The organism is Streptomyces sp. NPDC058335, from assembly GCF_042723915.1.
Lineage (GTDB): Bacteria > Actinomycetota > Actinomycetes > Streptomycetales > Streptomycetaceae > Streptomyces.
Map to the genome: position 1 here is coordinate 81,499 of NZ_JBHXHX010000016.1, position 26,723 is coordinate 108,221.

The 26,723-nt window shown below is 69.5% G+C and carries 26 protein-coding genes; 21 read left to right on the forward strand and 5 right to left on the reverse strand.

All coding sequences use genetic code 11. The features are described 5' to 3' along the window. Positions 1-115 precede the first annotated feature (115 nt). The gene (locus ACFWJX_RS28660) at positions 116-1,807 is read right to left on the reverse strand and encodes a chitinase (RefSeq protein ID WP_383248779.1); all 1,692 of its coding nucleotides are present in this window, start codon (positions 1,805-1,807) and stop codon (positions 116-118) included. Positions 1,808-2,047: 240 nt separating this feature from the next. Between ACFWJX_RS28660 and ACFWJX_RS28665 the strand changes: the two genes are divergently transcribed. The 14 genes from ACFWJX_RS28665 to ACFWJX_RS28730 all read left to right on the forward strand — a co-directional run bounded on the left by ACFWJX_RS28665 (position 2,048) and on the right by ACFWJX_RS28730 (position 13,623). Further along, positions 2,048-2,941 carry a hypothetical protein gene (locus tag ACFWJX_RS28665; RefSeq protein ID WP_383248781.1) on the forward strand — a complete coding sequence of 298 codons (894 nt, stop codon included), beginning with the start codon at positions 2,048-2,050 and terminating at the stop codon, positions 2,939-2,941. A 117-nt stretch (positions 2,942-3,058) separates the two neighbouring features. After that, complete coding sequence (gene cpaB, locus ACFWJX_RS28670) at positions 3,059-3,763, forward strand: Flp pilus assembly protein CpaB (RefSeq protein ID WP_383248783.1); 705 nt, start codon at positions 3,059-3,061, stop codon at positions 3,761-3,763. Positions 3,764-3,775: 12 nt separating this feature from the next. Then, entirely contained in the window at positions 3,776-5,032 is a 1,257-nt protein-coding gene (locus tag ACFWJX_RS28675; protein ID WP_383248785.1) for a CpaE family protein, read from the forward strand. Between the two features lie 58 nt (positions 5,033-5,090). Next, on the forward strand, positions 5,091-5,423 hold the full coding sequence (locus ACFWJX_RS28680) for a pilus assembly protein (RefSeq protein WP_383249002.1): 333 nt from the start codon (positions 5,091-5,093) through the stop codon (positions 5,421-5,423). Further along, on the forward strand, positions 5,413-5,784 hold the full coding sequence (locus ACFWJX_RS28685; protein ID WP_383248787.1) for a TadE/TadG family type IV pilus assembly protein: 372 nt from the start codon (positions 5,413-5,415) through the stop codon (positions 5,782-5,784). The genes ACFWJX_RS28680 and ACFWJX_RS28685 overlap by 11 nt, the downstream gene beginning before the upstream one ends. Before the next feature lie 52 nt (positions 5,785-5,836). After that, positions 5,837-7,174: a CpaF family protein gene (locus tag ACFWJX_RS28690; RefSeq protein WP_383248789.1), complete on the forward strand. Its 1,338-nt coding sequence runs from the start codon at positions 5,837-5,839 to the stop codon at positions 7,172-7,174. A gap of 179 nt (positions 7,175-7,353) precedes the next feature. After that, a complete protein-coding gene (locus tag ACFWJX_RS28695; RefSeq protein WP_383248791.1) occupies positions 7,354-8,298 on the forward strand; it encodes a type II secretion system F family protein in 945 nt (314 codons plus the stop codon). A gap of 24 nt (positions 8,299-8,322) precedes the next feature. Then, complete coding sequence (locus tag ACFWJX_RS28700; RefSeq protein ID WP_383248793.1) at positions 8,323-9,210, forward strand: DUF5936 domain-containing protein; 888 nt, start codon at positions 8,323-8,325, stop codon at positions 9,208-9,210. 18 nt (positions 9,211-9,228) lie between these two features. After that, complete coding sequence (locus ACFWJX_RS28705; RefSeq protein WP_383248795.1) at positions 9,229-10,614, forward strand: sensor histidine kinase; 1,386 nt, start codon at positions 9,229-9,231, stop codon at positions 10,612-10,614. Beyond that, entirely contained in the window at positions 10,611-11,438 is an 828-nt protein-coding gene (locus ACFWJX_RS28710) for a response regulator (protein WP_383248797.1), read from the forward strand. Before ACFWJX_RS28705 ends, ACFWJX_RS28710 begins: the two co-directional genes overlap by 4 nt. A 114-nt stretch (positions 11,439-11,552) precedes the next feature. After that, positions 11,553-11,783 (forward strand): Flp family type IVb pilin, encoded by a 231-nt coding sequence (locus ACFWJX_RS28715; protein ID WP_383248799.1) that lies wholly within the window; start codon positions 11,553-11,555, stop codon positions 11,781-11,783. After that, positions 11,780-12,373 (forward strand): pilus assembly protein TadG-related protein, encoded by a 594-nt coding sequence (locus ACFWJX_RS28720; RefSeq protein WP_383249004.1) that lies wholly within the window; start codon positions 11,780-11,782, stop codon positions 12,371-12,373. The genes ACFWJX_RS28715 and ACFWJX_RS28720 overlap by 4 nt, the downstream gene beginning before the upstream one ends. A 34-nt stretch (positions 12,374-12,407) precedes the next feature. Continuing rightward, complete coding sequence (locus tag ACFWJX_RS28725) at positions 12,408-12,989, forward strand: hypothetical protein (protein WP_383248801.1); 582 nt, start codon at positions 12,408-12,410, stop codon at positions 12,987-12,989. A 7-nt stretch (positions 12,990-12,996) separates the two neighbouring features. Continuing rightward, positions 12,997-13,623: an OmpA family protein gene (locus ACFWJX_RS28730; RefSeq protein ID WP_383248803.1), complete on the forward strand. Its 627-nt coding sequence runs from the start codon at positions 12,997-12,999 to the stop codon at positions 13,621-13,623. 387 nt (positions 13,624-14,010) lie between these two features. Here the strand turns inward: ACFWJX_RS28730 and ACFWJX_RS28735 are convergent, their stop codons facing one another. The 4 genes from ACFWJX_RS28735 to ACFWJX_RS28750 form a co-directional block, all read right to left on the reverse strand. Continuing rightward, positions 14,011-14,640, reverse strand: coding sequence for a hypothetical protein (locus ACFWJX_RS28735; protein ID WP_383248805.1), 630 nt, complete (start codon positions 14,638-14,640; stop codon positions 14,011-14,013). Next, positions 14,637-16,925, reverse strand: coding sequence for a hypothetical protein (locus tag ACFWJX_RS28740; RefSeq protein WP_383248807.1), 2,289 nt, complete (start codon positions 16,923-16,925; stop codon positions 14,637-14,639). The genes ACFWJX_RS28735 and ACFWJX_RS28740 overlap by 4 nt, the downstream gene beginning before the upstream one ends. Positions 16,926-16,937: 12 nt before the next feature. Next, a complete protein-coding gene (locus ACFWJX_RS28745) occupies positions 16,938-17,417 on the reverse strand; it encodes a hypothetical protein (protein ID WP_383248809.1) in 480 nt (159 codons plus the stop codon). Between the two features lie 213 nt (positions 17,418-17,630). Continuing rightward, positions 17,631-18,029 carry a DUF192 domain-containing protein gene (locus ACFWJX_RS28750; protein ID WP_383248811.1) on the reverse strand — a complete coding sequence of 133 codons (399 nt, stop codon included), beginning with the start codon at positions 18,027-18,029 and terminating at the stop codon, positions 17,631-17,633. 169 nt (positions 18,030-18,198) lie between these two features. Here ACFWJX_RS28750 and ACFWJX_RS28755 point away from each other — a divergent pair, with 169 nt between their 5' ends. From ACFWJX_RS28755 to ACFWJX_RS28785, 7 genes are all read left to right on the forward strand, one after another. Then, a complete protein-coding gene (locus tag ACFWJX_RS28755; RefSeq protein ID WP_383248813.1) occupies positions 18,199-18,759 on the forward strand; it encodes a dihydrofolate reductase family protein in 561 nt (186 codons plus the stop codon). A gap of 111 nt (positions 18,760-18,870) precedes the next feature. Continuing rightward, positions 18,871-19,746 carry an LLM class flavin-dependent oxidoreductase gene (locus ACFWJX_RS28760; RefSeq protein ID WP_383248814.1) on the forward strand — a complete coding sequence of 292 codons (876 nt, stop codon included), beginning with the start codon at positions 18,871-18,873 and terminating at the stop codon, positions 19,744-19,746. A 14-nt stretch (positions 19,747-19,760) separates the two neighbouring features. Beyond that, on the forward strand, positions 19,761-20,573 hold the full coding sequence (locus ACFWJX_RS28765) for a methyltransferase domain-containing protein (RefSeq protein WP_383248816.1): 813 nt from the start codon (positions 19,761-19,763) through the stop codon (positions 20,571-20,573). Positions 20,574-21,535: 962 nt separating this feature from the next. Then, the gene (locus tag ACFWJX_RS28770; RefSeq protein ID WP_383248818.1) at positions 21,536-22,309 is read left to right on the forward strand and encodes an isoprenyl transferase; all 774 of its coding nucleotides are present in this window, start codon (positions 21,536-21,538) and stop codon (positions 22,307-22,309) included. 417 nt (positions 22,310-22,726) lie between these two features. Beyond that, a complete protein-coding gene (locus ACFWJX_RS28775) occupies positions 22,727-24,052 on the forward strand; it encodes a PhoH family protein (RefSeq protein WP_383248820.1) in 1,326 nt (441 codons plus the stop codon). 407 nt (positions 24,053-24,459) lie between these two features. Next, on the forward strand, positions 24,460-25,146 hold the full coding sequence (locus tag ACFWJX_RS28780) for a transglycosylase SLT domain-containing protein (protein ID WP_383248822.1): 687 nt from the start codon (positions 24,460-24,462) through the stop codon (positions 25,144-25,146). Positions 25,147-25,282: 136 nt separating this feature from the next. Then, the gene (locus ACFWJX_RS28785) at positions 25,283-26,716 is read left to right on the forward strand and encodes an AI-2E family transporter (protein WP_383248824.1); all 1,434 of its coding nucleotides are present in this window, start codon (positions 25,283-25,285) and stop codon (positions 26,714-26,716) included. The last annotated feature ends 7 nt before the right edge of the window (positions 26,717-26,723 follow it).

The following is a 26,723-nucleotide window of genomic DNA, read 5'->3' on the forward strand; positions in this document are numbered from 1 at the left end:
CTGATCGTGGCCCAATCCGACGGCGATCTCCTTTCCTGATGGTGTCTCAAATTGCCGAGCCCGGCCCCCGCATGGCCGGGACCCGGGCGTCGACCCCTTACCTCAACCGCCGTCCCTACGGCAGCCCATGCACATGCGGTCCCACCGCGCTCGACCACGCGTTGCCCGCCGTCGCGTCCCAGTTCGTCGACCAGGTCATCGCGCCGCGGAGGTCGGGGTAGGTGCGGGACGGCTTGAAGGTGCCGCAGTTGGTTCCCCGGGTCAGGCAGTCCAGGGCGTTGTTGACGATCGCCGGGGAGACGTAGCCGCTGCCCGCGCCGCGGGTGGAGGCGGGGAGGCCGAGGCCTACCTGGGACGGGGCCAGGCCGCCTTGCAGCTGGATGCAGGCCAGGGCGGTGAGGAAGTCCACGGTGCCCTGGCTGTAGACCTTGCCGTCGCAGCCGAGCATCGAACCGCTGTTGTAGTACTGCATGTTGACGACCGTCAGGATGTCCTTCACGTTCAGGGCCGTCTGGAAGTAGGAGTTGGACGTCGACTGCATGTCGATGGTCTGCGGGGCCATGGTGAGGATGAGGGACGGCCCGGCCTTTGCCGACAGTGCGCGCAACGCCTGCGTCATGTACGTCGCGTTGAGGCCGTTCTCCAGGTCGATGTCGACGCCGTCGAAGCCGTACGTCTGCATCAGGGTGTGGAGGGAGTTGGCGAAGTTGGCCGCGGAGGTGGCGTCGTTGACGCTCACCGTGCCGCGTTCGCCGCCGACCGAGATGATGACCTTCTTGCCGGCGGTCTGCTTGGCCTTGATGTCGGCCTTGAACTGGTCGACCGTGTAGCCGTTGAGGCCGGCCGAGTCGAGGGTGAAGGTGACCGCGCCCGGGGTCGTCGTCGCGTCGGCGAAGGCGACGGCGATGATGTCGTACTGGGCGGGGACGTCGGAGATCCGCTGGACCGTCGCGCCGTTGTTGAAGTTCTGCCAGTAGCCGGTCACGGCGTGCTTGGGCAGCGTGCCTCCGCCGCCTCCGCCGGTCGCGGCCGTCCGACCCGTCACCGTCGCCGACTTCACCGACTCACCGGCCGCGTTCGTCGCGGTGACCTGGAAGGAGTACGAGGTGGCCGCCGCGAGCCCGGTCACGGTCGCCGAGGTGCCGGTCACCGCCGTCGCCTTCGTACCGTCGCGGTACACGCTGTACCCGGTCGCGCCGGACACCGCGTTCCAGGCCAGGGACACGGACGAGGACGTCGTACCGGAGACCGTGAGGCCGGCCGGGGCGGACGGGACCGTCGGGGCCGGGTCGGTGCCCCCGCCGCCGTCGGGGCCGTACACGGAGACGTCGTCGGCGAGATAGGCCGCCTGGCCGTACCAGCCGTGCAGGTAGACGGTGACGGACGTGGTCGACGCGCCGGTGGAGAACGTCGTCGAAAGCTGCTTCCAGGTGGTGGCGTCCGGGGTCCAGGTGGAGACGTCGGTGGCGCCGGTGCCGGACGCGCCGAGGTAGGTGTAGCCGCCTTGGACCCAGGCGCTCAGCGTGTAGGTGGAGTTGGGCTTCACGGCGACCGTCTGGGCGCAGCGGGCGTTGTCCTGCCCCGCAGGGGTCGCCTTCAGCGCGGCCGTGCCGCTGTGCACGGGGGAGGCGACGGTGGTGCCGCTGCCCGCGGAGCAGGTCCAGTTGCCGAGGCCCGACTCGAAGCCGGCGTTCCTGGCGTTGTTGACGTCCGCGGCGGACGCCTGGCCCGTGCCCGCGAGGGTGAGGGCGAGTGCGGCGGTGACGGCTCCCGACCAGAGCCGCGCCGATCTTTTAAGTGGGGACATGACAATAAGTTGGTCCAGACCAATTCTCTTGTCAAGAGGTCCGCCCGTGGAGGACTCGTGTGGGCAACCTGCCCCGTTTTGGCGCGACTTGCGTGAAGATCCGTCCACAGGCGGCCACGGAAAGCTGTTCTCCGTCCACAGGGGCGTGGATACAGTGCTGAGGTAGTCACGCAATGAAGTCACCTCGGTGCGCCGGAGTAACTCCCGGCGGGCCGGACCGCGGGAATCGGGGAGCTGCGCGTGCCAACTGCCATTGCCGTGACCGGTGCCGACCTGGCCCTGCCGCCGCAGGACGAACGCACCGTGCCCGCCGCCGTGCTGGACGGCCTCGACCGCCGGCCCCTCGACCAGGCCGTCGCCGACGTCCAGACCCTTCTCGACCAGCACGGACACCTCGTCGTCCTGTACTCGCGGGCCGCCCCCACCGCCGTCGAACAGCGCCTGCACACCGTCCGCTCCCTCCTGGAGAGCGACCGCATCGCACTGTTCCGGTCCGAGCTGCCGCCACTCGGACTGGCCGTCCTGGCCCGCCAATTGCGCCAGCTCGCCTCCTGCGACCTCAGCCCCGGCGTCCTCGCCTCGGCCGGCCGACTGCTCACCCACTACATCCACGCCGGCGCGCTCCTCGCCTCCGTGGCCCGCCTCGACCGCGTCCCGGTCGGCCTGACCTCGCACGCCCGGTCCTGGATGCCCGGCAGCCAGTTCGCCGTACTGGCCCACCCTCAACCCCAGTTGGTGAAGGCCGGGCCGGACACCCTCCTGGACGGGCCCGAGTTCGGCACCTGGATGCTCGTCGGGCGGGGCCGCCTCCAGTCCGACTGGGTCACCGCCACCCTCGCCCCCGCCTGGCGGACCCAGGGCCTGCGCGAGACGGAGGCGCCCGCCGAGTCCGCCGCCTGGTGGGGCACCGACAAGCTGATCGAGTTCTGCGCCTACCTGCCCGACCTGTCGGTCCTCTACCAACTCGTCACCTCGGTACGCCAGACCGTCTGCCACTGGTGCGGCATCGACGTCATCGGCGACCTCTGCGTCTTCTGCTCCGCCACCCCGCCGCCCGCCCACGAACCCGGGCACACCCGCGCGCTCACCGCGGGCAGCCATCGCACCCGACGCGCGCTCACCGCCGGCGGCTGAGCGACAACGCTGAACAGCAACAAGGTCCACCGACCGCGCAATTCGCTCCACCCCGCTCGGCCCGCCCGACCCGCTCCTGTCCGTTCGACCCGACCCCCAACGAGGTTGCACCGGTTCATGAACTCCCGTCAGCGCCGCGGCGTGATCCTCCTGCTCCTGTCGGTTCTGTGCGCCCTCGGCGCCTTCGCCGGCGTCCTCTCCGTCATCGACGACGTGCAGTCCAAGGTCGGCCCCGAGGTCACCGCGTACCGGGTCAGGTCAAGTGTGGCGCCCTACACCCCGCTCACCGCGGGCCAGTTCGAGAAGATCGAGATGCCCGAGCGCTGGCTGTCGGCGAACGCGGTGACCGACCTCGGGGACATCCGCGGCAAGATCGCCGTGACCACGCTGAAGAAGGGCTCCCTGCTCCAGAGCGACATGATCGTCGACCAGCCCGCCCTCCAGGCCGGCCAGCAGGAGGTCGCCATCATGATCGACGCGGCGACCGGCGTCGCCGGAAAGATCACCCCGGGCTCCTCCGTCAACGTCTACGCCACCTTCGAGGGCGCCCGCGAGAGCGACCCCGACCAGTCGAAGATCATCGTCACCAACGCCCGCGTCCTCGACGTCGGCGACATCACCGCCCTGGACCCGGACAAGGACGACCGCGGACAGCCCACCGACGCCGTCCCGATCACCTTCGCGCTGTCGACTCTCGACGCCCAGCGCATCACGTACGCCGAGTCGTTCGCCAAGCGCGTCCGGCTCGCCCTGGTGGCGCCCGGCACTCCCACCACGGTCCCCGAACAGGACCGTACGTACGAACTCACCACGGACAAGTGAGAGGCCGCCGTCATGCCCACGAGGATCCTCCCGGCCGTCGGCGACGCGGACGCGGTCCGCTCCCTCACCACCCTGCTCAGCCAGCTCCCGGACGCCGAACCCGTCACCCCGGTCACCGACTCCACACAGCTCGTCGACACCCTCGCCCGCCTGGCCGCGGAGTCGGTCGACGAGCTGCCCGAGGTCGTGATCGTCCATGAGCGCATCGGTCCTGTCCCCGCGCTGGAACTGGTCCGCGAGGTCGCCCTGCGCTTCCCCGCGGTCGGCGTCATCCTCGTCACCACCGACGCCGGCCCCGGTCTCTTCTCCGCCGCCATGGACGCCGGCGCGCGCGGCCTGGTCACCCTGCCGCTCGGCTACGAGGATCTCGCCCACCGCGTCCAGGCCGTCGCCCAGTGGTCGGTGGGCGTACGACGTCATCTCGGGCACGGCGGCGACGTGTTCACCGGCGTCGGCGGCACCGTCGTCACGGTCAGCGGCGCCAAAGGAGGCGTCGGCACCACCCTCCTCGCCGTCCAGCTCGCCCTCGCCGCCCAGGCCTCCGGCCGCCCCACCGCCCTCGTCGACATGGACCTCCAGGCCGGCGACATCGCGTCCTTCCTGGACGTCCAGTTCCGCCGCTCGGTCGTCGACCTCGCCGCGATCACCGACATCTCGCCCCGGATCCTCGCCGAGGCCGTCTTCCGCCACGACACCGGTGTGGCCCTGCTGCTCGCCCCCGGCGAGGGCGAACGCGGCGAGGAGGTCACCGACCGCGCCGCCCGCCAGATCGTCGGCGCCCTGCGCTCCCGCTACGAGGTCGTCGTCGTCGACTGCGGCGCCCAGCTCGGCGGGGCCGGCGCCGCCGCCGTCGAGATGGCCGACCGCGCCCTGCTCGTCACCACCCCCGACGTGGTGGCGGTGCGCGGCGCCAAACGCGCCGTCCGCATGTGGGACCGCCTCCAGATCCGCAAGGCCGAGGAGACCACGGTCGTCGTCAACCGCCACAGCCGCGGTACGGAGATCCAGCCCGCGCTCGTCCAGAAGATCACCGGCACGCCCGTAGCGGCGACCGTGATCCCCGCCAACTTCAAGGAACTCCAGTCCGCGGTGGACGCCGGCCGCGTCCACGCCCTCGACGGCAGGAGCACCGTCCGCCAGGCCATGTGGTCCCTCGCGGGCGAACTCGGCCTGGTCAGGGCCCCGGAGGGCTCCCAGCACCGCAAGTCCGGCCGGGCGGGGCGCGGCGGGGACCGGGTGTCGGCGGGATTCCGGCGGAGGAGGGAGTGACGTGAGACCACGGCGACACAGAGGCGACCGGGGCCAGGTCACGATCGAGTTCCTCGGCATGACCCCGCTGATCATCGTGACCTTGGTGCTGGTGTGGCAGTTCGTCCTGCTGGGATACACGTTCACGCTCGCGGGGAATGCTGCCGACGAGGCGGTGCGGGCCGGGACGGCGGCGCATCGGGGGGAGCGGCAGGCCGTGTGCGAACAGGCGGGACTGGACAAGCTGTCGGACGCGTGGCGGTCCGGGGCCACGGTCAGCTGCCCCACGTCGGGCGGATACGTGACGGCGACCGTCACACTCCGGGTCCCGGTCCTCTTCCCGGGCGCGATCGACTTCCCGTTCGAGGTCGAGGGCCACGCCGGTGCCGTGGAGGAAGAGGATGACGACTGATATGGGCCGCGGACGCCGTGGACACGACCGCGGGCAGGTCGCCCTGGAGTACCTCGGCTTCCTCCCGATCCTCCTGCTCGTCGCGCTGGCCGCCGTACAACTCGGCCTGATCGCCTACGCGGCGCAGCAGGCGGGTACGGCGGCCAGGGCCGGGGCCCGCAGCGCCTCGCTCGGCGAGGGCGCCGGGGGAGCCTGCCGGAGCGCGGTCAGTTCCTGGCTCGCGGACGGCACGAGCTGTGCCCCCGAGGACCTGGGCGAGGAGGTCCGGGTCACGTCCACCATCACCATCCCGTCGGTCATCCCCGGCATCGGGGACTTCGGCGAGGCCCGAAGGACGGCCACCATGCCGGTCGACCACTGAGTCCGGCCCACATCCGAGTCGGCCGACGGAACGCACTGAGGAGGAACCGGAGATGAGCCTGCGGGCCCGCATCACCTCGCCCGAGGAGCAGGGCGGCCGGGGCGAGGACGGCCACATGGTCGCCGCCTACCGGGCGAAGCTCCTGGAGGAGATCGACCTCGCCGAGATGAGCGCGCTGGCGGCGGCCGAGCGCCGGGCCCGTCTGGAGCGGGTGCTGGGACACATCATCAGCCGCGAGGGCCCGGTGCTGTCCACGACGGAGCGCGCGCAGCTGATCCGCCGGGTGGTCGACGAGGCGTTGGGCCTCGGCATCCTCGAACCGCTCCTGGAGGACGCCTCGATCACCGAGATCATGGTGAACGGCCCGGACGCGATCTTCGTCGAACGGGCGGGCAAGGTCGAGCAGTTGCCCATCCGCTTCGCCTCCAACGACCAGCTCATGCAGACCATCGAACGCATCGTCTCCACCGTCAACCGCCGCGTCGACGAGACCAACCCGATGGTCGACGCCCGCCTCCCCTCGGGCGAACGCGTCAACGTGATCATCCCCCCGCTGTCCCTGACCGGTCCCACCCTCACCATCCGCCGCTTCCCGCGCTCCTTCACCCTGCACGAACTGATCGGCTTCGGCTCGCTGGACGAGCCCATGCTGTACCTGCTGGCCGGCCTGGTGCAGGCCAAGTTCAACGTGATCGTCTCCGGCGCGACGGGCACCGGGAAGACGACCCTCCTGAACGCCCTCTCCGGCCTGATCCCCGAGACCGAACGCATCATCACCATCGAGGACTCGGCCGAACTCCAGCTCCAGCAGTCGCACGTCATCCGCCTGGAGTCCCGCCCCCCGAACGTCGAGGGCAACGGCCGCATCACCATCCGCGACCTGGTCCGCAACTCGCTGCGCATGCGCCCCGACCGGATCGTGGTCGGCGAGGTCCGCGGCGGCGAGTCCCTCGACATGCTCCAGGCCATGTCGACCGGCCACGACGGCTCCCTGGCCACCGTCCACGCCAACAGCGCGGAGGACGCGCTGATGCGGCTCCAGACCCTGGCGTCCATGTCGGACGTCGAGATCCCCTTCGTCGCCCTGCACGACCAGATCAACAGCGCGGTGGATGTCATCATCCAGCTCACCCGCTTCGCGGACGGGGCCCGGCGGGTGACGGAGATCGCGCTGCTCGACAGCCACGGCGGAGAGCCGTACCGGCTGGCGACCATCGCCCGCTTCAACGCCCGGCCGATGGCCGCGGACGGCCGCATCCACGGCGTCTTCGAATACCACCCGCTGCCGCGCCGCACCGCCGACCGCCTCTACATGGCGAGCCAGCCGATACCGCAGGCCTTCGGAGTCGCCCGCACGATCGACGAGTTGACCACCAGAGAAGCCCGATAGCCGATAGCCGACAGGCGACGTACGACGTCACGGCTAGCCGACAGACGACAGACGACAGACGACAGACGACAGACGACAGCCGACAGCCGACAGACGAAGCCGACAGCCGACAGACGAAGCCGACAGCCGACAGCCGACGTACGACGTCACGGAAGCAGCCAGGACAGGCAGGACACCCCATGACCCTCCAGAACCTGATCAGCCTCACCACCGGTGTGAGCCTGCTGACCTGCTGTCTCGCCGTCGCGGGCGTGCACACGTACGCGAGGGGCCGCGCCCAGCGGGCCGCCCTCGTCGACCGCCTCACCGCCGCCGGCCAGGTTCCCCTGACCGGCCGCCGGCGCCGCTTCCGCGGCCTGGACCGCCGTCTGCGCCGCACCGACTTCGGCCGCAAACTCGAACTGCGGCTGACGGCGACCGGCCTGGACGTGACGCCGGGCGAGTTCTTCGCGTACATGCTGGCGACGGTCGCCGCCCTGTGGCTGATCGGCCAGGCCACCCTCGCCCCCTTCTTCGGCCCCCTGGCCGGCCTGCTCGGCATCTGGGCGGCCTGGCAGTTCCTCAACTGGCAGCGCCAGAAACGCATCGAGCGCTTCATCAACCAACTCCCCGAACTGGCCCGCATCCTGGCCAACGCCACCAACGCGGGCCTCGCCCTGCGCACCGCCATCGGCATGGCCGCGGAGGAACTGGAGGCCCCGGCGGGCGAGGAACTCGCCAAGGTCGCCAACCAGTTGGCCGTGGGCCACTCCCTGGACGACGCCCTCGGCGAACTCGCCGACCGCCTCCCCTCCCGCGAACTCGTCGTCCTGGTCACCACCCTGGTCCTCTCCAACCGGGCCGGCGGCCAGGTGGTGGGCGCCCTCCGCAACCTGACAGAGACCCTGGAGGAACGGAAGGAGACCCGACGGGAGGTACGGACCCAGTTGTCGCAGGTGAGCATGACTTCTTATGCGGTGCCGGTGTTGGGGGTGGGCGCCCTGTTCCTCATGAACAGCGTCGCGGACGGCACCCTCGACCGCATGACGGGATCACCCGCCGGGCAGGCCAGCGTGATCATCGCCTTCGCCCTCTACGCCGTCGGCTTCGTCCTCATCCGCCGCATGTCCCGCATCGACGTCTGAGATCGAGGGGAGGAATCGACCGCCATGGAACTTCTGCTCGCACTCGCCATGGGCCTCGGCGTCTGGGGCGTCTTCGCCGGCGTACGCATGTACCGCGCCGAGGTGAAGCTGCCCACCGACCTCGCGCTGGCCCTGGAGGTCGGCGCCACCCGCACCAGCGCCGTCGGCTCGCTCATCGACCGCCTCGGCATGCGGTACGCCCCCGCCGTCCTGCGGCTCATGGGGCCCCGGCAGGTCGCCAGATACCGCCGCCGGATCGACCTCGCGGGCAACCCGGGCGGCCTGACGATCGACCGCTATGCGGCCCGCCGGGCCGTCTACGGGGTGATCGGAGGCGTCGGCGGTCTGGCCGCGCTGCTCCAGGGCAGCTTCTTCCTCGCCCTCCTCATGGTCGCCTTCGGCGCGTTCTGGTCAGAGGTCGGCATCTGGTCCGCGATCCGGGTCCGCAAGGACGCGATCGAGCGCACTCTCCCGGACTTCCTCGACGTTCTCGCGGTCGTGGTGAGCGCGGGCCTCGGCTTCCGCCAGGCCCTCGACCGGGTGGCGTCGAAGTACGAGGGCCCGTGGGCGGACGAGATCCGGATCACCCTCCGACAGATGGACCTCGGCATGAGCCGCCGCGACGCCTTCGCCGAACTCCGCCGCCGCAACGACTCCGAGCAGGTCGCCATGTTCGTCACCGCGCTTCAACAGGGGGAGGAACTGGGTGCGCCGATCGTCGACACCCTGGTCGCGATCGCCAAGGACATGCGCCGTACGGACGCGCAGAACGCTCGCCGCAAGGCCGCGCGCGCCGTTCCCAAGGCCACGCTGATGATCACGACGTTCATGGTCCCGGCCACCATGCTCCTCCTCGGCGCGGGCATGCTGCTGGGCTCCGGCACGGACTTCAGCTCGATCACGGGCGAGTAGGTGAGCGGGATGACGGTCATGACAGCCACTCCGAGGGGACGCGGCGGCCTGCTGCGGCGACGCCGTGCGCGGGTCCAGGAAGCCGCCGCGGCAGCCCGCGTTCCGGGTGCCGTCCTGGGCGATGGAGACGACCCACTCGCGGCCGGGACGACCGAACGACGCGACACCCAGCCCTCCATCCCGCTCCAGGTCAACGCCCTCCAGGCGATGTGCCGCCAGGTCTTCGGCTTCCGGCTCGCGATGATCGCCCTGGCCGCCCCGGCCGCCCTCCTCAACGCTTCACCGGGCCTTGGCGCCCGCCTGGTCGGCGCGGCCGTCGTCGTCACCTTCATGGGCTCGTACGTCCTCTTCCGGGACTGGGAACGCTTCGGCCCACTCCTGCTGCGCCACCCCACCCTGCTGGCCGTGGACACCCTCTTCGGCACGCTGCTGCTGATCTCCGCGGGCCCCGACACCACCCTCGCCTACGTCAGCGTCTGCACGCCCCTCCTCGCAGGCATCGTCTACGGCTGGCGGGGGGCCGCCTGTTTCGCCTCGGTCCAGTCGCTCATCCTGCTGCTGGTCCACGCCACCCTGGAACGGGAGTCCGGCACGGGCCTGGCGGAGAGGCTGCTGCTTCCCGGCCTCTGCGTCATCACCGGAGCCGTCGGCTCCACCCTGCGCAACCTCATGCTCCGCTTCGGCACCGCGACCCTGGCCCTGACGACGGTCAAGGCCCGGCTCGCCGTCACCCAGGCCGTCGCCGCCGAACGGGCCCGGCTGGCCCGGGAGATGCACGACTCCGTGGCCAAGACCCTGCACGGCGTGGCCCTCGCGGCGGACGGCCTGGCCTGCTCCGCCGGATCAGCGACCATGGACCCGGACCGCGTCCGGCAACAGGCCGAACTGGTCGCCCGCGCCGCACGCAGGGCCGCCGCCGAGTCCCGCGAACTCCTCACCGACCTGCGTCGCGAGACGGACCCGGACCAGGGCATCGACGTTCTCCACGAACTGGCCGTCCGCACCCGCGCCTTCGCCGCCGGCACCGGTCTGCCGGCCACCTACCACCCGACGGGCGACCGCACCACGCTCCCCGTTCCGCCCGCGGTGGCCCGTCATCTCCTCACCATCGCCTCGGAAGCCATGGAGAACGCCCACCGGCACGCGGACCCGACCCGGGTCGAGGTACGGGCGGGCGTGCGCGACGGACTCCTCGACGTGAGCGTCCTCGACGACGGGAGCGGCCTGCCGCCCGGCACCACCCTCGAACATCTCCGTCGCACAGGACACTTCGGGATCGTCGGCATGGCGGAGCGGGCCGCGTCCGTCGGCGCCCACATCCGCTTCGGCGGCGGCCTCCACTCCCGCGGCACGGGCGTACTCCTGGAACTTCCGCTCGCGGCACTCACGACATCGACACCATGACCGGCACGCCGTACGACCCCACCCCCCACCCCACGAGAGGAGGCCGCCCGATGCCGGACCAGCCGCCTGCCGTCCCCTTACGGGAAGCGTTTGCGGCGCCACCCCGCTCCACTCCGGTGCGCTTGGTGGTGGCTGACGACAACCCCGTGGTCCGGGCCGGCCTGACCGCGCTCCTCTCGGGCCACGAGGACATCACGGTCGTCGCGGAGGCCGCCGACGGTCGCCAGGCCTACGACGCCGCCCTCCACCATCGCCCCGACCTCGTCCTGCTGGACGTCCGCATGCCCGAGGTGGACGGGCTGTCGGCACTGCCCCATCTGGTGCGGATCGCCCCCGTCGTGATGCTCACCTACAGCAGCGAATCGGAGATCGTCCAGGAGGCCCTGCGGCGCGGGGCGGGCGGCTATCTGGTGCACGGCGAGTTCACCGTGGCGGAACTGCTCTCCGCGATCCGGGACATCGCGGCGGGACGGGCCCACTTCACACCGACGGCGGCGACGGCGGTACTCGCCCAGCTCCGAGCCAGTGCGACTGCACATGGTGTCGAGGCCTCACATGCCGCATCCCCTGCGACTTCTCGCGAACGACTTTCGCAAGTGCAACCGCTTATGGGACAGTCGGCTCAAGCGTTCCAACTCAGCGCGAGGGAGGCGGAGATCATGGACCTGATCGCGGCGGGCCTGACCAACCAGCAGATCGCCGCCGCCTGCTTCATCAGCGAGAAGACGGTCAAGAACCACATCAACCGCATCTTCGCCAAGCTCCACAGCACCAGCCGCTCGGAGGCCGCGGCCAAGTGGCTGGGAACGGCGGTGACCCCGTGAAACGCTCCCGGACCACCGATTGGGCCCGCGATTGGGCCCTGGGACCCTCCACCGAGACCCCCGCTCCGCCCTACGTTCCTCATGCCGGTAACGCCTCAAACGGAGGGGAACGCCATGAGCGACCTGATGCTGAAGACCGTCGTCGCGGCCAAGGTCCGGGTGAGCGGCTGGAAGAACACGACGGCACAGGCCGCCCGCCGCCGCGGCGACCGGGGGCAGACCGCGGTCGAGTACCTGGGGATCATCGCGGTGGTGGTGGCGATTGTGGTGTTGATCGCGAATACGAATCTGGGACAGACGATCGTGGACAAGCTCAGGACTCAGATCACCCGGGTGGCTCCCTGACACGACCTCGCGCGTACGGCGACGCAGGGCAGGTCTTTCCCATCTACCTCACGGTGGTGGCGGGCCTGCTCTTTCTCGCGTTCGCGTACTTCGCGGTCGGCCAGGCCGCGGTGAATCGCAGTGGCGCTCAGACGGCCGCCGACGCGGCGGCATTGGCAGCAGCACAGGAGGCCAGAGACCAGCTGGTTGACCTGTGGGTCGTGGACGTCCGGGACCCGGCGAAATGGCAGGACATCTTCGACGGCAATGGAGCCGACGACACCTGCTGGCGAGCTTATGAGCTTGCGGCAATGAACGACGCGGGCAATGTCGAATGCGGCCCGGATGGCCTCCTGGGCTACAGCGTGACCGTCCAGGCGAACAAGCCCATCGGAGCCTCCGTCGTCCCGGGGACGGCGAACAGAAGGGCACATGCCTCCGCGACTGCTGTGATCGAGCCGCTGTGCACATTCGAGCTTCCGGGCGAGGATGCCGAAGGCGATGCACTTCCGAAGCTGACGTGCGAGGACGGGGGTTGGGAACTGAACCCGGAGGACCTCACCGATCTGCCCGCGCCGGAAGACCTCTTCGACGTCCACCTGGCCGACTGACGAGCGAACGACGAGTGGATAAGGAAGCAGAGTGATGAGGATGCGGTTCACGGCGAAAGCCGGCAGGAGGATGGTCGCACTGACTGCCGTGGCCGGGCTGGCCGTCGGCGCGACCGCGTGCAGCGGCGGCGGTGGCGACGACAAGAAGCCCCAGAATTCGGCCTCCGCCTCGCAGGGCAACGGGTCGCAGCCCAGCGCCCAAGAGGGCCAGTCCGACGAACCGCTGGCAGAGGTGAAGGGCCCGAGCGGTCTCCTTCTCCAGCTCACCTCCGCGGTACGCGACGCTGGCGGCTTCATCACCGTGAGCGGTGCACTGAAGAACGACAGTGGCACGGAAATCGTCGTCCCGTCCGCGCTGAGTGGCAACGAGACCGAGATCATCAACAACGGGCTGTCCCTCGGTGGAGCCACCCTCGTCGACTCGAAGAGCAAGAAGCGCTACTACGTCCTGCGCGACACGGAAGGCCGCCCCCTGACGACGACGGGGTTCTCGACGCTGAAGGCCGGCGAGTCGATCGACGTCTTCCTCCAGTTCCCGTCCCCGCCCGCCGACACCACGGACGTCTCCTTCCAACTGCCGCTGTTCCCCAGCGCGGTGATCAAGGTCTCGGGGTGAACCCCCGATGACCCACACCGGACTCGCACCCCGCCACCTGCCGTTGGCCGTGCTCACGACCACCCTGCTGCTCCTCACCACACCCCCCGCCCACGCCGACGACCCCAGCGTCCCCCCAGGCACCGAACCCACCGCCACCGCCCCCGTGGAGGTGGACCCCAACGACCCCGATCTCAAGCTGCCCGAGGGTGCCACCCTCGCGGAGCCCAAGGTGCTGGACATCAAGCAGGTCGTCGAGGACGAGACCGGGGACGAGCGGCGGGAGGACACCAACGCGGATGTGAAGTTCGCGCTCCAGGCGGAGGTCCTCTTCGGCAAGGACAGCGCCAAGCTCAGCGCCGACGCGAAGGCGCGTATCGCCGGTATCGCCGAGGAGATCAAGAAGCAGAACGCCACCCAGATCCGCGTCTTCGGCTTCACGGACAACCTCGGCTCCTCAGCCCACGGCGACGTCCTGTCGAAACAGCGCGCGAACGCGGTCCAGGCCGCCCTCGCCGGTGACCTCAACAACGCGAACGTCACGTTCGAGGTGCGTGGCTACGGCGAGCAGTACCCCATCGCCGACAACGCCTCCGAGGCGGGCCGCAAGAAGAACCGCCGAGTGGAGGTCACGTTCCCGAGGACGGCGAGCTGACAGACCCATCCGCGGTCCCGCCTGTCAGCCGATCGCCCCCTCGGCCGTGAACAGTCTCGACGAGCCCCGGTTCGTGCAGACCTGGCTCCCGCACAGCGGCGGTCTGTTGCCGCTGGTACGCCACTGCGGTGCGTCTGCCACCCCCCGTCGACGGGGGAGGGGCCACGGTGAACGCCGGAACCCGACCCGAGCCGGGTAGCTCCCGCATGACGCTTCGCACCTACCCCGTGGACTGACTGCACTTCCGGACTCCTCACCGTGGCCGCGCTGCCGCTGCTTCCGTTGCACGGAGGGCGGGGCAAGTGGTCCGACAGGTACCGAACGCCTTGGCGCGACCCTCCGCCCACATCGGTTTCCCGCCCACAGGGCTGAACAGAACGGCTTGGCCTATTTGCTGAGCTGCAAGTCATCCGGAATGTCCGGCTTGTTGGTGCAGGCCAGCTCATCTCTCAGCGCGCGGGCCAGATTGACGGTCAGTTCCTGGTGGAACGCTGCCGAAAACCGAGGGTTGCCCGGCGGGCTGACTCGGGCTTCGAGGAGTACTTGCTTCTGTTGCTCGCTCGACGCGCCCTTGATCTCGCAGCGGAATACGAGGTCAATGGGGGAGCGTTTCAACACGTAGACATCTGTGCTCGCTTGATGCCATCTGTCGGTGTAGGTCTGTACGGCCTTCAAGGAGTCCGCGGCCCATGTCACGCTCGCGTAGAAGAGGCCGTTTCCTGAAAGCCTGCACACGCTATATTCATCAAAGCCCTTAAATTTGTCGTAGGGCCCCATCGCCTCCTTCATCAGGCCCTTCTTGAGCTGGTCGACGGAGAGTGCAGAGTTGCTGAACTTGAGATCGTCGGAGTCAAGCATGTCCTGAAGAGACTTCATGTTCTTGGCGCCGAAGAGCGCGTTACAGGTCGTCCACTGGGTGGGGTACTTTTCGCTGAGAGGCTTCTCGTCGGCGCAGCCGGTCGAAAACGCCAGGGCTGCTATTGTCCCACACCAGGAAATTCGGAGCAGATGCCTCACTGTGACGCCTCTTCGTTGCTTGAGATTTTCTGCTTTCCAGCCAGGTAGGACTGCTCGATTGCATTGACGAAATTTTTGGCATCGTTGTCGTTCATGCCTGTCGTCTCGGCGTAGCTAAGAATAGGCTGGGTGACTGCCCGCTGGCCGATCGACGTCATTCCCTGCACAGCTTGGAGGGCTTGCGGATCGTTCTTGTACTCGGTGTCCTGGAGGTACTGCATCGTGTGGTTGCCGTAGGCCGTGCTGACTGCGGAGGCGCCTGTTCCCAGCAGAACCGGAACGGCGGTGGTTGCCACGATGCCGGCGGCCGGGCCCAGGACCAATGCCGTGCCGCCGGCGGCAACCGCCGTGACGACACCTGTCATCAAGGTCTTGCGCCACTCGCCCTGCTTTGTCGTCTCCATGCCCTTGGTGGTCTCGTCGTCCTTGAATTCCTCACGAATTCCATGAGACCGGGACTCGTCGAGGATTCCGTTCACCTTTGCGGCATTTTGGGCAAACAAATTGGCGTTGTCCTCGTCGTTCTCGAAAGCTGCGAGGCCGCTCCCCATGTAGACCTGCTGAGCCGAGGCCAGTGTCTGGTAGCCGTCTGCGTCGCCGGCCACCAGCATCATGAAGTTCGCCGCTGGATCCTCACCGAAGGATGTTCGCTTTGATCCGTCGCTGCTCTGCCCGAAGTGTGCGTTTCGGTTCAGTGGGTCGCCCGAGCCGCCGAAGTCGTCGATCGAGTAGTTGAGGTCGTCGATGTACGCCGCGCCCATGCGGGCCAGACTGTCCTTCATGATCTCGGGAGGCGGTCCGCCTTCGGAGGCGACGTTGTAGCGGTCGATCACCTTCTGCATGACGTCGGCCGTCTGTTCGTCCCGCCGCAACACCGGCGGATCCGCATCCCACGCCGCCCCCGTCGTCGCAGCCTCCAGCGCGTGACCGAGGGCGTCGGCGCCCGTCTCGCGAGCGTGTTTCGCCTCGTCACTGCCCGCGTGGGCGAGGCTGTCCGGGGCCCATTCGAAGTCCGTCTTGTTCAACTCGTCGAAGTAGGAATAGCCGAGGGTCGCGTTCTTGTCGACCGTGCCGTCCTCCTTATAGACGGTCGGCGCGTCGGTGAAGAACTTCTTTGCCGCTTCGGGGCTGTGGCCGAGGCCTTCCAGGACGCTGGTCAGCGGGTCGTAGCCGGCGCCGTTCCTTCCCGACGGGTTGAAGCCCCAGTCGAGGTCGGATCCAGGGGCCATGGGCTTGTTGCCCATGAACCGTTGAGGGTCCTTGCGGTGAAGCTGAACGATGTGCTCCGCGATGGGGTTGATGAACCGTGCGTCGTAATTGCCGTAGCGCAGCATCCCGCCCAGGAGCTGGTAGCCGTACGGGGCGCTGCCCGCGGGATAGAGCTGGATCGGCTGCGTACCCAGCTTCCGGAACTCGGAGGACCAACTCGCCGGCAGGTGCGACTTGTTGTCCGGGTCGGTCGCCGATGCCAGGGCCAGGCCCATGTTCTTCTGGAGCTGCCGGGTGAGAGCGAGCCGGTCTTTGTCGTCCCCGATCGTGCCGTTCAGCGACATGCGGCCGTAGAACTCCAGCGCGTCCTTCGGGCCGCCGAGCGACTTGTAGAAGTCCGTCGAGAAGTCCGAGTCCCTGGCGTTGAACTTCATGATGGAGTTCAGCTCCAGGTACTGCTTGTCACTCATCTCGGGGCCGAGCTCGGCCAGTTCGGCCGCCCGCTCGGCCTGGGCGTCGTCGAGGGAGTCGTACGAGCTGTGCCCGGCGTTGTGGGCGTCGTTGCCGTGGCTCTTGTTCAGTGCGCGGGTGACGGAGGCGTCGATCTCGGCGGCGTGGGCGAGGATCCGGTTGATCCGGCCGGCCAGTTCGTCCCTGGCCGTGTTCTCCTCCGTGGTGCGCACGTCCGTATCGCCCCTGATGTGCGGGTAGACGCAGTGGACGGTGCCGTCGCCGTAGTCCTGGACGCTGATGCCCCACTTCCGCGCTTCGGCCTGGGCGGCTCGGATCTGTTTCTGCAGTGAGACGAGTTCGGTGTGGGCGTCGTCGAGGACGTGATGGATGCTGCCGGCCTCGGTGTGCAGGTCGGAGATCTCCTTCGCCGTCTCCGCGACGAACCCCCGGGTGACCGTGGCGTTCACCCCCGCCCAGCGAGCCGCGTCCGACTTCGCCAGCATTCCTGTACGGGCGCTCTCCGCCAGCGTCTTCAGCCCTTTGACGGTGCTGTCCCAGTCGGAGACGGCCGAGCCCAGTCTGCCTAGATCCACCTCGATGAGGTCCGTGTACGTGAGCGCCACAGCTGCGTCCCTCTACTGGAAGTACTTGCTCAAGACCGACACGGACGAGACGCCGCCGTCGATCGCGGCCGTTTGGGCGGCGATCTTCGCGTCTTCCTCGGCGTGCAGCTTCTTGGTGTAGTCGAGATGGTCGGAGATGTGCGCGCACGCCTGGAGCACCGACTCCGCCTGGGAGGTCCAGATCTCCACCGTCCTGGTCAGCCCCGCGCCCATGGCGAAACCGTAGGACGTCAGTGAACTCGCTGCCTGGGCAGTGGATCCCTCGCCGCTCCTGTCGGCACCCGCGCCCGCGATGTCCGCTGTCGTGCGCAGTTCGTCCCACAGCAGGTACGCGTCGTGGCCGACCGCGCCGAGGTCGTCCTGAGACACCACCAGGTCACCGGTCCCGCCGCTCGCACCCTGGTCCACCGGGAGCTGGTTGAGCTGCATCCGCGCATGGCCGCCCGGTTCCCCCGCGGCGGCCTTGACCTGCTCCCATTCCTCCCACGCCATGCGTGGAACCTCCTTGTGACCAGTCGTCGTGCTGCTTCTGTCCGGCGCGGTCTGGTGTTCGCCTCGTCCAACAGGCTGACCTGGCCACGGCGATGCCGCTGACGCAGCCCCGCCTCGCCTCGCCAACACGTCACCCCAGTAGAGCCACCCCGAGAACCTCGACGCCCCACCAGCGACTCTAGCCACCACCAGTGACAGCCTGGAAACCGCCCATCACGCAGAGTGTCCGGAATTCGCCTCAGCCTCCACCGCGACCACCACCCCCACCCGCACCCCCCACCCCGCCATGACCCCCGCCTCCGCCTCCAGCACGTGTCGCGACCTCAGCCGGGGTCGACCCAACCGGCCCGGTCGCATGGTCCGGACGGACAGCACGGTCAGGTGGCGGTCCAGGTAGGCGACGTCGATGGGCATCCGCATACCGAAGGTGTGGACGCTGCCGGCGGGGGTGAGGAGCATCGCGCCCTCGATCGAGTCCCGGCCGAGCAGCCCCTTCGTCCGGGCGCGGTAGGAGGCCGCGATCTCCAACGGGACCGTCACCACCGCCCCGCGCTGACCCGCCTCACCCGGTACGACCAGCCGCCCCCGCCCGTCCCGAAACCGCCGCCCCATCCCCAGCTCCGATCAGCCGACCGACCCCCGCGAGACCCAGCGAGCCCGTCGAACCCGCCCTTTGAACCCCGCGCCACGCCAGGACCGTATCCCCGTCTCGTCCCCGCCACACCCTCCTTCCATGGCACCGTGCAGCAAGGGATCCGAGGAGCAGCAAGGAGCACCGACCATGCGTGACGTCGTCCTGACCGCCACCATCTCCCTCGACGGGTACATCGAGGGCCCCGACCGGGACATCTCCTGGCATCGCGTCGACGAGGAACTGCACCAGCACTTCAACGACACCCTCCGCGAGGCCGGCGCCTTCCTGAGCGGTCGGGTCACGCACCAGTTGATGACCGAGTTCTGGCCCACGGCCGACCAGGACCCCGACGCGAGCGCCACGGTCGTCGAGTTCGCCGAGATCTGGCGGGAGAAGCCCAAGTTCGTGTACTCACGGACGTGGGAGCGCGCCGACTGGAACACCACCGTCGTGCGGGACGTCGTACCGGAGGAGGTGCGCGCGCTCAAGGAGCAGCCGGGCGGCCCTCTGGTCCTCAGCGGCGCCCACCTGGCCGCCGACTTTCTGCGGCACGGGCTCGTCGACGCGTTCCGGATCTACGTCGATCCGGTGATCGTCGGCGGCGGCACCCCGCTGTTCACGGAGGGCTCCGCCCCGGCCGGCCTCCGTCTCGTCGAGACCCACACCTTCGGCAACGGCGTCGTCCTCCTGAGCCACGAGCGCCAGTAGTCCACGGCCTCACGAATGCGTCGACTCGGCCATGACGTAAAGGGGTTGTCCGGGCGAGGCACCCGGATCAAAGGGGTTGTCCGGGCGGGGGCGCCCGGATAGGAAGGGATCATGACCGAACTCGGCGCCATCTTCCGCCCGCAGTTGCCCCCGGAGCGGCTCCGCACGATCGCCCGACTCGCGGATGCCACCGGCCTGGACGAGCTGTGGGTCTTCGAGGACTGCTTCCGCGAGGCCGGGATCGCGGCCGCCGCGGCCGCGCTCGCCTGGACCGAGCGGGTCCGCGTCGGCGTCGGCCTGCTGCCGGTCCCGCTGCGCAATGTCGCCGTCACCGCGATGGAGGCCGCCACCCTGCACCGGATGTTCCCGGGCCGCGTCAGCCTCGGCATCGGCCACGGCGTCCAGGACTGGATGGGCCAGGTCGGCGCCCGCCCCGCCTCCCCGCTGACCCTGCTGCGCGAGTACACCCTCGCCCTGCGCGGCCTGCTGAACGGAGAACGGATCACGACCCAGGGGCGGTACGTCACCCTGGACGACATCGCCCTCGACTGGCCGCCGCCGGACGGGGCCGAGGTGCTGGTCGGCGGGATCGGCCCGCGCACCCTGCGGCTGTCCGGGGAGGTCGCCGACGGCACGGTTCTCAACGAGTCCTTCTCACCGGAGGGCGTACGCGAAGCACGGAAGCTGGTGCGGGAAGGCAGGACCGCGGCCGGTCGGGACGCCGCCTCGCACAAGCTCGTCGTCTATCTCTTCGCCGCCACGGGGGAGGACGCCGCCGCCCGCCTCCAGCGCGAACTGGTCACGACCGGCCTCACCGACGTGCCCGGCCTGGGTGTCGCCGGTGACGCGGCCGAGGTCGCCGAGCGGGTCCAGCGGTACGCCGAGGCGGGCGCCGACACGGTCGTCCTCCTCCCTACCGCCGACGAACCCGACCCCGAGGGCTTCATCCGGTTCGTGGGCGACGACGTACGCCCCCTGGTGAAGTGACGGTGACGGCCACGATGAGCGCCCGGCAGCCGTCGCGGGACGGGGACGACCGGCCCCGCGGCTTCGAGGACCTCGTCGCCGAGGGCGTGGCCGTGCCCACCGAGGGGTGGGACTTCTCCTGGTTCGAGGGACGGGCCACCGAGGCCCGGCCCTCCTGGGGGTACGCGGTGTCCCTCGCCGAGCGCCTCGCCGGTGCCCGCGCCGCCCTCGACGTGCAGACCGGGGGAGGGGAGGTCCTGGACTTCGCCCTCGGCCGGGTCGCCCCGAAGGCCCCCGTCCTCGCCGTCGCGACCGAGGGCTGGCCGGCGAACGTGGCCAAGGCCACCGCCCTGCTGCGCCCGCGCGGGATCGCGGTCGTCGCTGTGGCGGAGGACGAGCCCCTGCCCTTCGCGGACGCCGCCTTCGACCTCGTCTCCAGCCGGCATCCGGTACGGCCGCCGTGGGCCGAGATCGCGCGCGTCCTCGAACCGGGCGGCGCCTACTTCGCCCAACACGTCGGCCCGCGCAGTGTCTTCGAGCTGGTCGAGTACTTCCTCGGGCAGCTGCCCGAGGAAGTGAGCGCCGTCCGCCACCCGGATCGCGAACGCGCCGACGCCGAGACGGCCGGCCTGGACATCGTCGACCTGCGGGCGGAACGGCTGCGCGTCGAGTTCCATGACATCGCCGCCGTCGTCCACTTCCTGCGCAAGGTGGTGTGGATGGTGCCGGGCTTCACCGTGGACCGGTACGAGCGACAACTCCGCTCCCTGCACGAGCGGATCGAGTCCGAGGGCCCCTTCGTGGCCCACAGCACCCGACACCTCGTCGAGGCCCGCAGACCGGCCTGACAGCGGCCCCTGGCCTTCAAACAGCCTCTCCTCGGGCCGAGTCGGCCAGGAACCGCCGTCCGAGCCGCAGGCACTCGCCCCACGTCGACCGGCCCCACGTCGACCGGCCCCAGGCCGTGCGGCCGGCGCCGGCGCTGCAAGAGGACAGTGCCTGTCCTCACCGCGACGCGCAGCGTCCACTTTGCGTCTGCCGCCCCGCGAACCCGCCCGCCCGCCGACCGCCCCACCGGACACACCCAGGCATACGCCCGTGGGGGGAGCGGCATTTCGCCCATACCTCCACACTCCGCCCAGCCATCTCCACAGGGTTTCCACATCGTTACCGCGGTTGGTCCGGACCCTTGTCGCGCCTCCGGTAAATTCATTGCCAGGCAATTCGCGCCAGCAAAGCTGCGCGGGCGTCACCGTGCAGTGGAGGGGGCTGCGCGGTGGCGTGCCGCGTCAAGCGGACGCGCAGGTGGGGTAGCCCGTCAGGGGGATGAGCGGGCGATTGCCCGGCAGGGGCTCAACCGGTGCGAAAACCTCCGCTTTAACCGGTGTTCTGCCCCGTCCGCCTGGGATTCCGCCGCCTTTCGGCCATGAACCACCTGTGAATCGCACCCGGCAAGACCACCGCCCCGTCGCCGGTTGACTGCGGAGAGTAATTTTAGCGCGCCAATGCACGCAGCATCCCTCACGAAGGGTTATGGTGGAAACCCCCCCTCGGGCCGGTCCGTATCCCCCCCACGGACCGGCCCGTTTTTTGTTGCCGCACAGGGCCCCGCCCGAGGGTGCCGCCCGCAGAAGCCGCTCCCGCACCCGGTAACGCACCCGTGGCCCCACTCCACCGAAGCACCGGAAGCACCGGAAGCGCCCCCGCTCCGCTCCGTGTGCGCCCCCACCCCGCCCACCGCCCACGACCCCCGTGGGGGTAGGCTGCCGCCCGCGGGGACCGTCACCGCACGGAGGGGCTGACAATTCACGTGAACCTGCGCGACAAGCTGCGCGGCCTGCTGGTGAGGCTGTACGCGCGCCGGGTGGAAGGCCACCTGGACCACGCTCAGGTGCCCAAGCACATCGGCGTGATCATGGACGGCAACCGCCGCTGGGCGAAGGCCGCGGGTTCCACCACCGTGCACGGCCACCGGGCGGGCGCCGAGAAGATCGAGGAGTTCCTCGGCTGGTGCTCCGAGACGGACGTCGGCGTCGTCACCCTCTGGCTGCTCTCCACGGACAACTTCGACCGCGCCAAGGAGGAGCTGGTCCCCCTTCTCGGCATCATCGAGGACGTCGTCCGCACCCTCGCCGCCGACGGCCGCTGGCGCGTGCACCACGTCGGCACGCCCGACCTCCTCCCGGCCGGCATGCAGCGCACGCTGAAGGAGGCCGAGGAGGCCACCGCCGACATCGACGGGATACTCGTCAACGTCGCCATCGGCTACGGAGGCCGCCAGGAGATCGCCGACGCGGTCCGCTCGATGATCCTCGACGCCCGGGACAAGGGCGTGTCGATGGAGGACCTCGCCGAGTCCGTCGACATCGACATGATCGGCCGCCACCTCTACACCGGCGCCCAGCCCGACCCCGACCTGGTGATCCGCACCAGCGGCGAACAGCGGCTGTCCGGTTTCATGCTGTGGCAGACGGCTCACTCGGAGTACTACTTCTGCGACGTGTTCTGGCCCGCCTTCCGCAAGGTCGACTTCCTGCGCGCCCTGCGCGACTACGAGGTCAGGCACCGGCGTTTCGGCGGCTGACCACAGCACCGACACCACGGCCGGCCGTAAGCACATGACGGCCGGCCGTGCCGTTTCCCCCGCGTCCGGCCATCCACCGTCACCTCCGGCCGCACGTCTCCGTGCCCCCGTAAAAATGCGCCGAGTACCCCCGCCGGAACGGAAGTAACAAGGAGTTCATCGGCGCGCCGTCATATGCCGTGGCATGGCGGCGCAAGTTCGAGGGCATAAGCCAAGCAGGTCGACGCCCGAACCACGGGTGTCGGATCTCAGCGGACGGCACGGGGCCGTCCGCCCGGGAGGCCCTTTGCACCAGCCCGATCGTGCGGTCCGCACGGACGCAGCGGAGGGCCGGTTTTCGGCCCGTGCAGGCGGTCGAATTCCGGTCCAGCTCCACTCCGTCGCTCCCCGACCTCATCCGAGGGGGTACGTCCTTCCGTGGTGACCAGCACAAAGCGCCATAAGCCCGACCGGCGCACTTACGTTCTCGACACCAGCGTCCTGCTGGCCGACCCGCACGCCATGAACCGCTTCGACGAGCACGAAGTCGTGCTCCCCATCGTCGTGGTCACCGAGCTGGAGGCCAAGCGGCACCATCCCGAACTCGGCTACTTCGCCCGGCAGGCCCTGCGTCTGCTCGACGACTACCGGGTGAAGTTCGGCCGTCTCGACGCCCCCATCCCGATCGGGGAGCTGGGCGGGACCATCCGTGTCGAGCTCAACCACTCGGACCCCAGCGTGCTGCCCACCGGCTACCGCCTGGGGGACAACGACTCACGCATCCTCGCGGTCGCCCGCAACCTGCAGGCCGAGGGGTTCGACGTCACCGTCGTATCGAAGGACCTCCCGCTGAGGATCAAGGCGTCCTCCGTGGGGCTGCTCGCCGAGGAGTACCGGGCCGAACTGGCCATCACGGACTCCTCCGGATGGACCGGAATGTCCGAACTGACGCTCCCCGGCGAACAGGTGGACATCCTCTTCGAGGAAGGACATGTGTACGTCCCGGAGGCCTCCGAACTCCCCGTGCACACGGGCCTGACCATCCAGTCAGAGCGCGGCAAGGCGCTCGGCCGGGTCACGGCCGACGGCGGTGTGCGGGTGGTGCGCGGCGACCGGGAGGTGTTCGGTATCAAGGGCCGCAGCGCCGAGCAGCGCATCGCGCTCGATCTGCTGCTCGACCCGGACATCGGGATCGTGTCGATGGGCGGCCGGGCCGGCACCGGCAAGTCGGCGCTCGCGCTGTGCGCCGGTCTGGAGGCGGTCCTGGAGCGCCGCCAGCACCAGAAGGTGATGGTCTTCCGCCCGTTGTACGCGGTGGGCGGGCAGGAACTGGGCTATCTGCCCGGCTCCGAGGCCGAGAAGATGAGCCCCTGGGCACAGGCGGTCTTCGACACGCTGTCCGCGGTCACCAGCCGCGAGGTCATCGAGGAGGTCACCGCCCGCGGCATGCTGGAGGTCCTGCCGCTCACCCACATCCGTGGCCGCTCGCTGCATGACGCGTTCGTGATCGTGGACGAGGCGCAGTCGCTGGAACGGAATGTCCTGCTGACCGTTCTGTCCCGGATCGGTGCCAATTCACGGGTCGTTCTGACCCATGATGTCGCACAAAGGGACAATCTGAGGGTCGGCCGCTATGACGGTGTCGTCGCCGTCGTGGAGAAACTGAAGGGGCATCCGCTTTTCGCGCACGTCACCCTCAACCGGTCCGAAAGGTCCCAGATCGCGGCCCTGGTGACCGAAATGCTGGAGGAGGGGCACATCTGACCGGACCGCCCCGTTTCGCGGGCCCTATCAGGTAGTTGGCGCCGCTCGGCAAAGGCTGTGAGCCTAGTCGGGCGGCGCCTTCGTATGTGGGCGAACGATGAAATACCCAGGGCGAAACGGGATGTGAGCTTTCACACGCAACTCGGAATTGCCACTCGGCGTCGGGTACGGCAGAGTCTCCTTCCTGTCAGGCCCCGCATACGACACACGTGTATCCCCAGCGATACGACACCCCATCAACTCCATAGCTTCGTCGTATGCCGCCCGCGCACCACGCGGCGCTCCCGAGCAGGGAGTTGCCCACCGGGCCCGCGCCTCCCGTGACCCCGCAGTTGGGAGGCCAGTGTTCAGGGGCACGATTGCGTCCGCCAGGGTCACCGAAGCGGGCGATGCTGGAAGGAAACCGTGTGAGCCGGATCTCGGTCCGGGGATTCGCAGTGGCCTCGGCCACGGCGGTCACCGCTGTCGGAAGCGTCGTCGGTGTTGCCTCGGGCAGCACCGCGCAGCCCAACGACGCGGAAGCGACGGTAAGCGACTCTACGACGCTCCTCGCCGACATCCCCGCAGGTCAGCAGGCCCAGGTGCAGACCGCTTCCCTGACGCAGCAGGCCAGTGTCCAGGCCATCGCCGCGGACGAGGGCGCCAAGAAGGACGCCGAGGAGTCGGCCCGCAAGGCCGCGGCCAAGACCGCGATCGCGAAGAAGAAGGCCGCCGAGAAGGCGGCCGCCGACGCCAAGGAACGCGCCGAGGCCAAGGCCGCCGCGAGCCGCAGCTCCGCCGACTTCCCCATCCAGAACTCCTACACCGTCGACCAGATCCAGGCGATGGCGCAGCAGATGGTGCCGAGCGGCCAGTGGCAGTGCTTCAGCAACATCGTGGACCACGAGTCCAGCTGGAACTACCGGGCCGTCAACCCGTCCTCCGGCGCCTACGGTCTCTTCCAGGCGCTGCCCGCCGGCAAGTACGTGTCCGCGGGCGCCGACTGGCAGACCAACCCGGCCACCCAGATCAAGTGGGGCCTGAACTACATGAACGACCGCTACGGCAGCCCGTGTGACGCCTGGTCGTTCTGGCAGTCCAACCACTGGTACTAGGCCTGACGCCCGGCGCCGACAGCTCAACCCCGCGCAGCCCCTCCCCGTCCTAGGGGGAGGGGCTTTCGCCCTGTACGGTCTATGCCGACGACTCCAGGGGTGAGTGGTGGGGAGAGACGGGGGAAGAGGGCGGATCATGTCGCGAGTGCCAGGGTGGCTCGGCCGGGTGGGTGCCGGTCTGACCAAGATGGGGCAGCGGCTCGACGAACGTCGGGCCGAGACCGACCGGGAGAGCGGAGCCGGACCTGAGCCGGCGGTGCCCGAGACACCGGCGGCGCCCGCCGAGGAACTCCCGCCTCCCGCGCCGCGCCCCGACCCCGCACAGGTCGTGCCGTGGGGTGTCCGGGTCGCCGCCGAGGCGGGCTGGCGACTGCTGGTGCTGGCCGGGACCGTCTGGGTCCTGATGAAGGTCATCAGCGCCGTCCAACTCGTCGTGCTGGCCTTCGTGGTGTCCCTGCTGCTGACCGCGCTCCTGGAACCCACCGTGGCCCGGCTGAAGCGGCTGGGCGTCCCCCGCGGGCCCGCGACCGCGCTGACGGGGATCCTCGGGTTCGTCGTCATCGGCCTGATGGGCTGGTTCGTGACCTGGCAGGTCATGGAGAACATCGACAACCTCTCCGACCAGGTCCAGGACGGCATCGACGACCTGCGCCGCTGGCTGCTCAACAGTCCCTTCCACGTCACCGACAAGCAGATCAACGGCATCGCCAAGAACCTGCGCGAGGCGGTCGGCGCCAACACCGACGAGATCACCTCCGCGGGCCTGGAGGGCGTCACCGTCGTCGTGGAGGCCCTCACCGGCATCCTGCTGGCGTTCTTCTCGACGCTGTTCCTGCTCTACGACGGCAAGCGCATCTGGCAGTGGACCCTCAAGCTGGTCCCCGCCGCCGCGCGGCCGGGTGTCGCGGGTGCCGGTCCGCGGGCCTGGGCGACGCTCACGGCGTATGTGCGCGGCACGGTGATAGTGGCGTTGATCGACGCCATCTTCATCGGCCTCGGCATCTACTTCCTCGACGTGCCCATGGCCGTACCGCTGGCCGTCTTCATCTTCCTGTTCTCCTTCATCCCGCTGGTCGGCGCGGTCGCCTCCGGGGCGCTGGCCGTGGTCGTGGCCCTGGTCACCCAGGGCGTGTTCACCGCGGTGATGACGCTGGCGGTCGTGCTGGCCGTGCAGCAGATCGAGGGGCACATCCTCCAGCCGTTCATCCTCGGCCGCGCCGTACGCGTCCACCCGCTCGCGGTGGTCCTCGCGGTGGCCTCCGGCGGCATGGTGGCAGGCATCGGCGGCGCGGTGGTCGCCGTACCCCTGGTGGCGGTGACGAACACGGTGGTGGGCTACCTGCACGCGTACTCGAGAGAACCGGCCCTGCTGACGGCACCGAAGCCGAGGGGCGCGACGGCCGCAGACGTGGCCCCGGTACAACACCCAGCCCGTCCGGGGGTCCCCCCGCTGGGAGAGACTGAGGACGAGGCCGTTCAGGCCGAAGGCGGGGGTCCGGGGGCGACAGCCCCCGGGGACGGGAACGGAAGGGGCGAGGAACGACCGGGCCCCGCCCACCCGGAGGGGTGAACGGGGC

What these genes read in the sequence shown, in the direction of transcription:
- ACFWJX_RS28760 (WP_383248814.1), top strand. Translation starts at nt 18,871, where the DNA reads ATGACCGAACTCGGCGCCATCTTCCGCCCGCAGTTGCCCCCGGAGCGG.
- ACFWJX_RS28765 (WP_383248816.1), top strand. Translation starts at nt 19,761, where the DNA reads ATGAGCGCCCGGCAGCCGTCGCGGGACGGGGACGACCGGCCCCGCGGC.
- ACFWJX_RS28700 (WP_383248793.1), top strand. Translation starts at nt 8,323, where the DNA reads ATGGAACTTCTGCTCGCACTCGCCATGGGCCTCGGCGTCTGGGGCGTC.
- ACFWJX_RS28705 (WP_383248795.1), top strand. Translation starts at nt 9,229, where the DNA reads ATGACAGCCACTCCGAGGGGACGCGGCGGCCTGCTGCGGCGACGCCGT.
- ACFWJX_RS28725 (WP_383248801.1), top strand. Translation starts at nt 12,408, where the DNA reads ATGAGGATGCGGTTCACGGCGAAAGCCGGCAGGAGGATGGTCGCACTG.
- ACFWJX_RS28695 (WP_383248791.1), top strand. Translation starts at nt 7,354, where the DNA reads ATGACCCTCCAGAACCTGATCAGCCTCACCACCGGTGTGAGCCTGCTG.
- ACFWJX_RS28680 (WP_383249002.1), top strand. Translation starts at nt 5,091, where the DNA reads ATGACCCCGCTGATCATCGTGACCTTGGTGCTGGTGTGGCAGTTCGTC.
- ACFWJX_RS28730 (WP_383248803.1), top strand. Translation starts at nt 12,997, where the DNA reads ATGACCCACACCGGACTCGCACCCCGCCACCTGCCGTTGGCCGTGCTC.
- ACFWJX_RS28785 (WP_383248824.1), top strand. Translation starts at nt 25,283, where the DNA reads ATGTCGCGAGTGCCAGGGTGGCTCGGCCGGGTGGGTGCCGGTCTGACC.
- ACFWJX_RS28715 (WP_383248799.1), top strand. Translation starts at nt 11,553, where the DNA reads ATGAGCGACCTGATGCTGAAGACCGTCGTCGCGGCCAAGGTCCGGGTG.
- ACFWJX_RS28710 (WP_383248797.1), top strand. Translation starts at nt 10,611, where the DNA reads ATGACCGGCACGCCGTACGACCCCACCCCCCACCCCACGAGAGGAGGC.
- ACFWJX_RS28750 (WP_383248811.1), bottom strand. Translation starts at nt 18,029, where the DNA reads ATGGGGCGGCGGTTTCGGGACGGGCGGGGGCGGCTGGTCGTACCGGGT.
- ACFWJX_RS28690 (WP_383248789.1), top strand. Translation starts at nt 5,837, where the DNA reads ATGAGCCTGCGGGCCCGCATCACCTCGCCCGAGGAGCAGGGCGGCCGG.
- ACFWJX_RS28755 (WP_383248813.1), top strand. Translation starts at nt 18,199, where the DNA reads ATGCGTGACGTCGTCCTGACCGCCACCATCTCCCTCGACGGGTACATC.
- ACFWJX_RS28745 (WP_383248809.1), bottom strand. Translation starts at nt 17,417, where the DNA reads ATGGCGTGGGAGGAATGGGAGCAGGTCAAGGCCGCCGCGGGGGAACCG.
- ACFWJX_RS28660 (WP_383248779.1), bottom strand. Translation starts at nt 1,807, where the DNA reads ATGTCCCCACTTAAAAGATCGGCGCGGCTCTGGTCGGGAGCCGTCACC.
- ACFWJX_RS28685 (WP_383248787.1), top strand. Translation starts at nt 5,413, where the DNA reads ATGACGACTGATATGGGCCGCGGACGCCGTGGACACGACCGCGGGCAG.
- ACFWJX_RS28675 (WP_383248785.1), top strand. Translation starts at nt 3,776, where the DNA reads ATGCCCACGAGGATCCTCCCGGCCGTCGGCGACGCGGACGCGGTCCGC.
- cpaB (WP_383248783.1), top strand. Translation starts at nt 3,059, where the DNA reads ATGAACTCCCGTCAGCGCCGCGGCGTGATCCTCCTGCTCCTGTCGGTT.